Source organism: Trinickia sp. (assembly GCF_051961175.1).
In the GTDB taxonomy this organism is placed as follows: domain Bacteria; phylum Pseudomonadota; class Gammaproteobacteria; order Burkholderiales; family Burkholderiaceae; genus Trinickia.
Window position 1 is genome coordinate 1 of record NZ_JBQCDN010000399.1, and the last position, 8105, is coordinate 8105.

Genomic DNA, 8105 nt, shown 5'->3' on the forward strand with positions numbered 1-8105 from the left:
GGGCCTCAGCTCGTGGGGCTCGTTGTCAGCGCGTTCACCGCGCAGAGGATGGGGGGCCTCGCGCTGCCACTGCGCAGTTTCAGGCGCGAGCCGCTCGGTTGGCTCAACGTATTCGTCACCTCGGTCACGCTGCCAGCCGCCCTCTATGCGGCGCGGCATTATTCGTCGGCCGGGTTGATCGCGGTGCTCGGGGGCGCGAATGTCGCATTGACGGTGCCGATCGGGATTGGCATTTGGTACCGCTGCAATAGCCAGTGGAGGACATCGAGATGACTGACTCAACGTCGCCCAAGTTGACCATCGCCATTCCGACCTTCAATCGCGCTCCGTACTTGCGGATGAATCTGCAACGGCTGCTCGAAGAGGTCCGCACGCTGCCGCCCGGCAAGGTCGAGGTGATCGTATCCGACAATCATTCGGCGGACGATACGCCGGAAGTCGTCGCGCAGATGGTGAAGGCAGGACTGACTATTCGCTACCTCCGCAACGCGCAAGATCTTGGCTCGGATGCCAACATCGCTCAATGCTTCAATGAAGCGCGAGGGGACTATGTGCAAATCATGGGAGACGACGACCTTTATGTTCGCGGTACGCTGCCCGAGGTGATCACGGCGCTCGAGCCCAATGATTATGGTGTGCTGTGTCTGCGCCCGTTCGGCTACGAGCACGATCCGGACCGCGAGTATCCGGGCGGCGCCAAACGCATTCGAGTGCTCGCCGATGCCGGACGGTTCCTGCGCGCGGCGGGCGCGCTCATCACCTCCATTTCGGCGATGGTCGTCAACCGTAGGCTCTTGCACGACGTCGATGCGCGCGACTACTGCGGCACCCATCTCGTGCAGGTCAATTTCGTGGTGAAAGCGGCGCTTGCTGCGCGCCGTAATGCGCTATCGACGCATTACGTACTGGCCTGCAAGCGCGACAACTCCGGCGGGTATGGTCGCCCGGACATCTTTGTCGAGCACTTGGGCCGTATCCTCGACAGCTACCGCGCGAACGGGCTGACCGACGCCGACATCCGCCAATTCGAAGCGCGCATGCTGCTGTCGTATCACCCGTTATACCTATTGCGACAGCGCATCGCCGAGGGGCGTTGCCCCAGCGATACTTATCGGCACTTCAGCGATCGCTTCGCGGGACGCGCCTTGTTTCATTTATGGGTGGCACCCATCATCGTGCTGCCGCGGCCGCTGGCCCTTGTTTGGGGGAGTTTCGCGACGGTAACCGGGCGCGTGCTGAACGGCGACCTGCGTCGCGGCGTGATGTTTGCGTGGCATCGTAGAAAGCAGCGAGGTCAGGCTGAACGCTGACTCAACGATCGCCGTGGCTGTTGCGCCGGTTGGAGGAAGGAACAGGACTTGCCGGTGCGAGGGCCGGGGGCGCTTGCATCAACGGCTCATACGCTGCGAGCTTAGAATTCGGAATCTCGTCGAGGCGGATTATCTGAACTCGGCCTCGGAAACGCAAAAAGCCCAGCCGCGATGGCTGAGCTTTTTGCTTGATTCTACTGGTCGGAGCGATAGGATTCGAACCTACGACCCTCTGATCCCAAATCAGAAGGAGGTGCATACTGTTGCCTTGAGGCTATGGTAGCGACCAGGCGCCACGGCGCCCCATGCTGAATCGCCATGCGTCGCGCGACACGGTAGCGTTCTACCAGCGCCCGTCCCGGCTCCCCCCGTTTCGCGCATTCTGCGATTGATCCAATAAGCTACGGCCGATCTCACTGCTTAGTTATCCCGTGCGTGACCACGCTCAAAGCGATCCACCAGATCACAAACCCAGTGCCGCCAATCGGGCGCGGATTGACGCCGCATTCTTGTAGGGAAATGCCACACGCTTTCCGTTGAGCACGCCATCGTAGCCATCACCAAATGCTTTGGTTATAGCCGCCACCGTCCGGAACGTCGTCTGATTGCTCGCCTGTTCGAGACGAAATGCGTTGACTTGATAAAAATATCCTTGAAAATCTGCTTCTGCCGATCCTGATGTCCAACGCGCCAAGACGAGAATTTCGTTCCGCCGGTAAAAGACGGTGACGATTTCTGGGCCGCTACCTTCCGCTCCGATCGTTCCTACCGGAACTGCTTCGGCACCTGAGCACTGCCAGAACAGTTGTTGGTCAAACACATCAGCATTCACATTCGGATCGATGCCAGACGGATAGACCTTGTGCATTACCACAGAACAACCGGAACGAATTTGCTTTGCCGACAGCGACATGTCGCTTTCGGCATAAATCTGCCCGGAAAAAACGGACAGAAAAATCGCAATGACTAAGAAAATCGGGTTCCTCATGGTGTCCAACCTGTCGAGCATCCAGCGTCCGATCCCGCCTTGACGTGGTTTTTGCCACATGGACACTGTACGGGGTCGTTGTCCAGCACACTCGCTCGCCCGTCTTCGTCCATGTCCGCGCCTATTCCTTGGATTCGGTGCTCGCCAGGGCAATTGCCACAAGTAGCCATCTCCCCTTCAAGGGCGACCGGGCTCGCGCTTAGCGCTCCGGTGGCAAATGGGAGCCAGGAACGCAGACTAGCGGGCTGTTTTGACGGGGCGGCGCACCCAATTTGTTATGCTCTCATTCCTAAGATCAATAACACCGAGGGCAAATAATCTATGCCAGCACAATGTTCGTTTTCACTCAACGGCCAGCCGGTAAGTGCGTTGGTTTGCAACGGTCAGCGTTTTCCAGCGTTTTCCGGGGATGTGGGCCATGAAAACAAGCCAGAGGATACGGCGCTCGCGAAGGCCGGCCCAATCCCCAAGGGGCGCTATTACATCATCGCTCGGCAAAGCGGCGGTCGACTCGGGTGGTTATGGGACCCGATTTTGGATGAGATCAGCAACTCGCACAGGCAAGATTGGTTCGCACTTCATCCAGTCGGTCGCCCGTTAGACGACTGGGTAGTAGTGAACGGCGTCCGTCGCGACCGTTTCCGCTTACATCCCGCCGGCCGTCAGCGGCTGAGCGAAGGATGTATTACCCTGACTGAGCAGTGGCGATTCAATGCGCTTCGCACGTACTTGCTTTCGCTACCACCTAGCTACATCCCGAACACGAAGGTGCGGTACTACGGGGTTGTGGAGGTCCAATGAAATTTGCGTTGCGCACGGCCTTGGTGATCGTGCTTACGTACGTCTACCTTCGATTGATCTATCTGTCGGACTGGATCGACGAGGCGCGGAAGAGCCCGCTTGGCCGGAAGGCCTATTTCTTCCTTGCCAACCTCGTGAACGCGCAAAATGCTGACGAGGGCGAGAGGTTGCTACTGTCCGTCTACTTTGTCGCTGCGCTGGTAGCCGCTTGCTTGACGGTTTGGGGAATGTATCGATTCGTCGTCCGGCCAATCCGTAGCCGGCAACAAAAGGTTTCGTGACCCGCCTCTTGATCAACGCAGAAGCCGCCCTCGGGCGGCTTTTTCATAAGGCGGATGGTGTCAAAAACATTGTGAAACGGTTTCGCCTACGGATGACAAATTGAGCGCGAAACGGTGCCAAAACGCGCGCGACGCTACATTCACAGCCATGCAGGCACCACTGGATGCTCCGGCTAACGGATTGACGTGGATCTATGCGGCCCATATTCGGTTACACGGAACCACAGAAACGGAAAAGGGTTACAGCCAAAACGACTGTAACCCCTTGATTTCCTTGGTCGGAGCGATAGGATTCGAACCTACGACCCTCTGATCCCAAATCAGATGCGCTACCAGGCTGCGCTACGCTCCGACGAACCAGCAATTCTAGCCGTTCCCAAGCGGCTTCGTCAACCACAATGCGGTTTCGAACCCAACATCGATCCGGTCGTCGAATCCGAGCCCGTTTTTTGCACGGTGACGGCATCGCGGACGGCATAGGCGGCACACTCTCGGCAATCGGACCCATTGGCGCGATCGCGCCCCACGCGATAGGAGGCAACGATATGGATTTGATTCTCTGGCGCCACGCGGAAGCCGAAGAAACAGCGCAGACCGATAGCGCCCGCCAGCTCACCACGCGCGGCCGCAAGCAGGCACAGGCCGTCGCCAAATGGCTGCGGCATCGCTTGGAACCCGACGCCGTCATTCTGTCCAGCCCAGCCGCGCGCACGGTCCAAACCGTCGAATCGCTGACCGATCAATACCGCACTGTGGAAAGCATCGGCCCCGGCGCATCGCCCGATGCGGTGCTGGCCGCCGCGCAATGGCCGGAGGGCATCGCCCAGACGGTCGTCATCGTCGGACACCAACCCACGCTCGGGCTCGTCGCATCCCGGCTCCTGACCGGCGATGCCGTGGAATGGACGATCAAGAAGGGCGCCATATGGTGGTTCGCGAGCCGCCAAGGCGGTTCGGGGAATGCGTACGTGCGAGCGGTACTTTCGCCTGATCTGGCATCATCATGATGAAAGCCTTGTGTCTGCCGCACGACATGTCATCGTAAGGACACGCGTTTGCCATGCAACCGTCACGCACGGTTACTACATTGGCGAGAAACCAGCATTCCTTTCATAGTCATTCGGAACCAGGAACCCCTATGCGAGATCTGCCGACGCCCACCCTGCCGCTCGCTTCGATTCCGCTCGAGTCGCGCCGCCGGCTGCCGCGCGAAAAAGAAACCATCACGCAAGAGCATCGACTGCAAGTGGCCTGGGCGCGCACCGACGAGGAACTCCGCGAGGCCCAACGTCTGCGCTACCGCGTCTTCGCCGAGGAGATGGGTGCGAGCGTCTCGGGCCCTGCCGGCCTCGACGTCGACGCGTTCGACGTCTACTGCGATCACCTGCTCGTGCGCGACCTCGAAACGCTGAAAGTGGTCGGTACCTACCGCGTACTGCCGCCGCACCAGGCCGCCCGCATCGGGCGCCTGTACGCCGAGGGCGAATTCGATCTGTCGCGCCTCGCGCATCTGCGCTCCAAGATGGTCGAAGTGGGCCGCTCGTGCGTGCACGCCGATTACCGCAGCGGCTCGGTCATCATGTCGCTTTGGGGCGGCCTCGGCACGTACATGATGCAAAACGGCTATGAAACGATGCTCGGCTGCGCCAGCGTCCCCATGGCCGACGGCGGACATTTCGCAGCGAATCTCTATGAATCGCTGCGCGAGCACTCGCTGACGAGCCCCGAGTATCGCGCGTTCGCGCATACGCCGCTGCCAGTCGAAGAGCTTCGCACCGGCGCCCGCGTCGCACCGCCGCCGCTCGTCAAGGGCTATCTGCGCCTCGGCGCGAAGATTTGCGGCGCACCCGCCTGGGATCCCGACTTCAACTGCGCCGATTTCCTCACGCTGTTCCGTCTATCGGATATCAACGCCCGCTACGCACGCCATTTCCTCGGCTGACATCGGCGCGCAATCGGCACCGCCCGTCTCAATGACGGGCCCCGTTCGATCGACGGATAAGCGAACGGCCCGCACGCTTGCTCAGCTTGAATCTCAGCTCGAGCCGGCGCGCGGGCCGTTCAGTCGTTCTTTCCTTCGTTTGTTCGCTGAGCGTACCCCATCGAACATGCCGCCCCCGGGGCAACCCGGGCGAAGCCCGATGCCCGTCAGTCGTCCGTGTAAATGACGCGATAGCGCATGCCGACCTTCTCCCACTCGGCCGCTTCCTGGATCAGGCTGTAATCGGTCAGCGGATTGCCGGCCACCCATTCGTTCGGCAAACGCACTTCGTAGCCGCCGTGCGACTTCGCCACGCGAATGCCGGGCAGCCCCGCATCGGTGCGCCGGCGACACAGCAGCGCCGCCAGCCGCAGACAGAACAGCAGCGGCCATTCGACTTCGCGCGTTTGCGCGAGCTTACCGAGCTTGCCGGCATGGCCAAGCACGAGCGCCGCGAGCCGGGCTTGATCGGTGCGCGAAAAACCCGGCATATCGGCGTTGCTTGCGATGTAGGCCGAATGCTTGTGATAGGCGCTATGCGAGATCGACAGGCCAATTTCATGCAAAGCGGCGGCCCAGCCGAGAAACGTGCGCCCTTCCTCCAAACGTTCGGTGTCGGGCTCGCCCAGTTGATCGAAAAACCCGACCGCCAGATCGCCGATGCGCTCGGCCTGCGCGCGATCGACGCCGTAGCGGCGCATGAATCCTTCGACGGTCACCGCACGCATGTCTTCGTGCTGCGTCCGGCCCAGCAGGTCGTACAGCACGCCCAAACGCAACGCGCCGTCGGTGGTATCGACGTAATCGATACCCAGTTCTTCGAAGACGGCAAGCATGATCGACAAGCCGCCGGCCAGCACGGGAATGCGATCGGGCTTCAGTGCCACGAGCTTGAGCCGATTGACGTTCTCGGCCTTGATGAGCGCGCGCTTCAGCCGTTCGAGGCCGCCGCGCGAAATGCCATGCGTCACACCGGGATCGTTGAAGCCGTTCGCTTCGACGAGTTCGGCCAGCGCCCGGGCCGTACCCGACGAGCCGATCGCCTGATCCCAGCCCGCCTGCTTGTACTCGCGGGAGATGATCTGGATTTCGCGCTTGGCCGCGAGTTCGGCCTGGCGCATCGTGTATTCGTCGACGTTGCCAGCCGGGAAGAACGCACGGCTATGGCTCACGCAGCCGATATACAGGCTCTCCATCACGAGCGGCGTGTAATGCTGGCCGATAATGAATTCGGTTGAGCCGCCGCCGATATCGACGACGAGCCGCTTACCCGAAATCGCAGGCACCGAGTGCGCCGCCCCGGCATAGATCAGCCGCGCTTCCTCGCGCCCCGCGATCACTTCGATCGGGAACCCGAGCGCCGCTTGCGCTTCGACCAGAAACTCGGGCGCGTTCTTGGCCACCCGCAACGTATTGGTTGCAACGGCGCGCACGTGGTCGGGATGAAAATCGCGCAGCCGCTCCCCGAAACGCTTGAGTGCATCCCAGGCGCGCACCTGCGAAGCGCGATCGAGCATCTTGTCCGCGGAAAGCCCGGCGGCCAGCCGCACAGGCTCACGCAGCGCGTCGACCTGATAGATCTGCGCGCCGGCAGGCGTTTCCTCGACACGGCCGACGATGAGCCGGAAGCTGTTCGAGCCGAGGTCGACCGAGGCAAGAAGGTGCGGGGTATTGGGCATTAGGAAAGAAGGCTCCCGTTCGCGCGTAAGACTGGCCGGGGGCAATTCGCCCGGCACGCTCGCAACTGTTCAAAGACGCCATTTTAAGCGCATAGTATTTCGCATCGGTGCACGAATGTGGGCTCGCGCATGCGTCACGCGGCAATGCCTGCCCTCGAACGCCCCCGGCAAGCAGCCGGCAAAGCCTGTTTTCCAAGGCGACGCCGCCCGCCTTCACGGTGGCCAAAGTCATACCAATGTCCGTAGAATGAGTGTCAGTATGACTTTTCATTGAAATGACATCGAATTATGAGAATGTCCGAGCGCCCGTTCGTTCCCTCATCCGACCCCTCTCATTTTTTGTTGCCGATGTCGCTTCGCTATCCCCTCCTGAACCGTGAACTAGGCATCCTGGGCTTCAACGAGCGCGTGCTGGCTCAAGCGGCCGATCCATCGGTCCCGCTGCTCGAACGTCTGCGCTTCATCTGCATCACGAGCAGCAACCTCGACGAATTCTTCGAGATCCGCATGGCGGGGCTGCAGGAGCAGATGCGCGACAACCCCGGCACGCTCGCGCCCGACGGCATGTCCCTGCAGCACGTCTACGATCTCGTCGCGGAGCGGGCGCACAAGCTCGTCGATCGGCAGTACGCGATGCTGCATGAAACGGTCCTGCCGGCGCTGGAGCAAGAGGGCATCTACTTTCACAGCTGGGATACGTGGACGGAAGCCCAGACCGAATGGGCGCGCCAATATTTTGTCGACGAGCTGCTGCCCGTGCTGACGCCGATCGGGCTCGATCCGGCCCACCCGTTTCCGCGCGTGCTGAACAAGAGCCTGAACTTCGTCGTCGAACTCGAAGGCAAGGATGCATTCGGCCGGCAGGCGGTCATGGGTATCGTGCAAGCGCCGCGCGCCCTGCCGCGCCTCGTGCGCATGCCGCAGGAGCTGTCGGGCTTCGCCCACGGCTTCGTGCTGCTCAGCTCGTTCATGCAGCGCTTCGTTCAGGAGCTGTTCCCGAACCTCGCCATCCGCAGCTGCAATCAATTTCGGATCACACGCAACAGCGATCTGTTCGTCGACGAA

The 8105-nt window shown here is 61.0% G+C and carries 8 protein-coding genes, 1 tRNA gene and 1 pseudogene; 7 read left to right on the top strand and 3 right to left on the bottom strand.

Going from position 1 to position 8105, the window contains the following annotated elements; all coding sequences use genetic code 11:
- Nucleotides 1–273: hypothetical protein (locus ACTHL0_RS22775; protein ID WP_440569224.1), on the top strand; the 273-nt coding region annotated here is incomplete at its 5' end.
- Nucleotides 270–1310 carry a glycosyltransferase family 2 protein gene (locus ACTHL0_RS22780; protein ID WP_440569225.1) on the top strand — a complete coding sequence of 347 codons (1041 nt, stop codon included), beginning with the start codon at nucleotides 270–272 and terminating at the stop codon, nucleotides 1308–1310. The genes ACTHL0_RS22775 and ACTHL0_RS22780, both read left to right, overlap by 4 nt.
- A 463-nt stretch (nucleotides 1311–1773) precedes the next feature.
- On the opposite strand, the gene ACTHL0_RS22785 is transcribed toward ACTHL0_RS22780, so the two are convergent.
- On the bottom strand, nucleotides 1774–2364 hold the full coding sequence (locus ACTHL0_RS22785) for a hypothetical protein (protein ID WP_440569226.1): 591 nt from the start codon (nucleotides 2362–2364) through the stop codon (nucleotides 1774–1776).
- Between the two features lie 255 nt (nucleotides 2365–2619).
- Between ACTHL0_RS22785 and ACTHL0_RS22790 the strand changes: the two genes are divergently transcribed.
- Nucleotides 2620–3099: a DUF2778 domain-containing protein gene (locus ACTHL0_RS22790; RefSeq protein ID WP_440569227.1), complete on the top strand. Its 480-nt coding sequence runs from the start codon at nucleotides 2620–2622 to the stop codon at nucleotides 3097–3099.
- Nucleotides 3096–3380, top strand: a complete 285-nt coding sequence (locus tag ACTHL0_RS22795) for a hypothetical protein (RefSeq protein ID WP_440569228.1) — start codon at nucleotides 3096–3098, stop codon at nucleotides 3378–3380. Before ACTHL0_RS22790 ends, ACTHL0_RS22795 begins: the two co-directional genes overlap by 4 nt.
- Nucleotides 3381–3655: 275 nt before the next feature.
- Here ACTHL0_RS22795 and ACTHL0_RS22800 read toward each other — a convergent pair.
- Nucleotides 3656–3732 (bottom strand) — tRNA-Pro (locus tag ACTHL0_RS22800).
- Nucleotides 3733–3925: 193 nt separating this feature from the next.
- Here ACTHL0_RS22800 and ACTHL0_RS22805 point away from each other — a divergent pair.
- On the top strand, nucleotides 3926–4387 hold the full coding sequence (locus ACTHL0_RS22805; protein ID WP_440569229.1) for a SixA phosphatase family protein: 462 nt from the start codon (nucleotides 3926–3928) through the stop codon (nucleotides 4385–4387).
- A 131-nt stretch (nucleotides 4388–4518) separates the two neighbouring features.
- Nucleotides 4519–5322 carry a GNAT family N-acetyltransferase gene (locus ACTHL0_RS22810; RefSeq protein ID WP_440569230.1) on the top strand — a complete coding sequence of 268 codons (804 nt, stop codon included), beginning with the start codon at nucleotides 4519–4521 and terminating at the stop codon, nucleotides 5320–5322.
- Nucleotides 5323–5528: 206 nt separating this feature from the next.
- Here ACTHL0_RS22810 and ppx read toward each other — a convergent pair whose 3' ends face one another.
- Nucleotides 5529–7040 (bottom strand): exopolyphosphatase, encoded by a 1512-nt coding sequence (gene ppx, locus ACTHL0_RS22815; protein ID WP_440569231.1) that lies wholly within the window; start codon nucleotides 7038–7040, stop codon nucleotides 5529–5531.
- A 348-nt stretch (nucleotides 7041–7388) separates the two neighbouring features.
- Here ppx and ACTHL0_RS22820 point away from each other — a divergent pair.
- A pseudogene (locus ACTHL0_RS22820) lies at nucleotides 7389–8105 on the top strand (polyphosphate kinase 1); the annotation flags it as partial.

Bases quoted from the DNA above. Each gene is read 5' to 3' on its own strand.
- ACTHL0_RS22780 (WP_440569225.1), top strand. From the start codon at position 270: ATGACTGACTCAACGTCGCCCAAGTTGACCATCGCCATTCCGACCTTC.
- ACTHL0_RS22810 (WP_440569230.1), top strand. From the start codon at position 4,519: ATGCGAGATCTGCCGACGCCCACCCTGCCGCTCGCTTCGATTCCGCTC.
- ACTHL0_RS22805 (WP_440569229.1), top strand. From the start codon at position 3,926: ATGGATTTGATTCTCTGGCGCCACGCGGAAGCCGAAGAAACAGCGCAG.
- ACTHL0_RS22795 (WP_440569228.1), top strand. From the start codon at position 3,096: ATGAAATTTGCGTTGCGCACGGCCTTGGTGATCGTGCTTACGTACGTC.
- ACTHL0_RS22790 (WP_440569227.1), top strand. From the start codon at position 2,620: ATGCCAGCACAATGTTCGTTTTCACTCAACGGCCAGCCGGTAAGTGCG.
- ppx (WP_440569231.1), bottom strand. From the start codon at position 7,040: ATGCCCAATACCCCGCACCTTCTTGCCTCGGTCGACCTCGGCTCGAAC.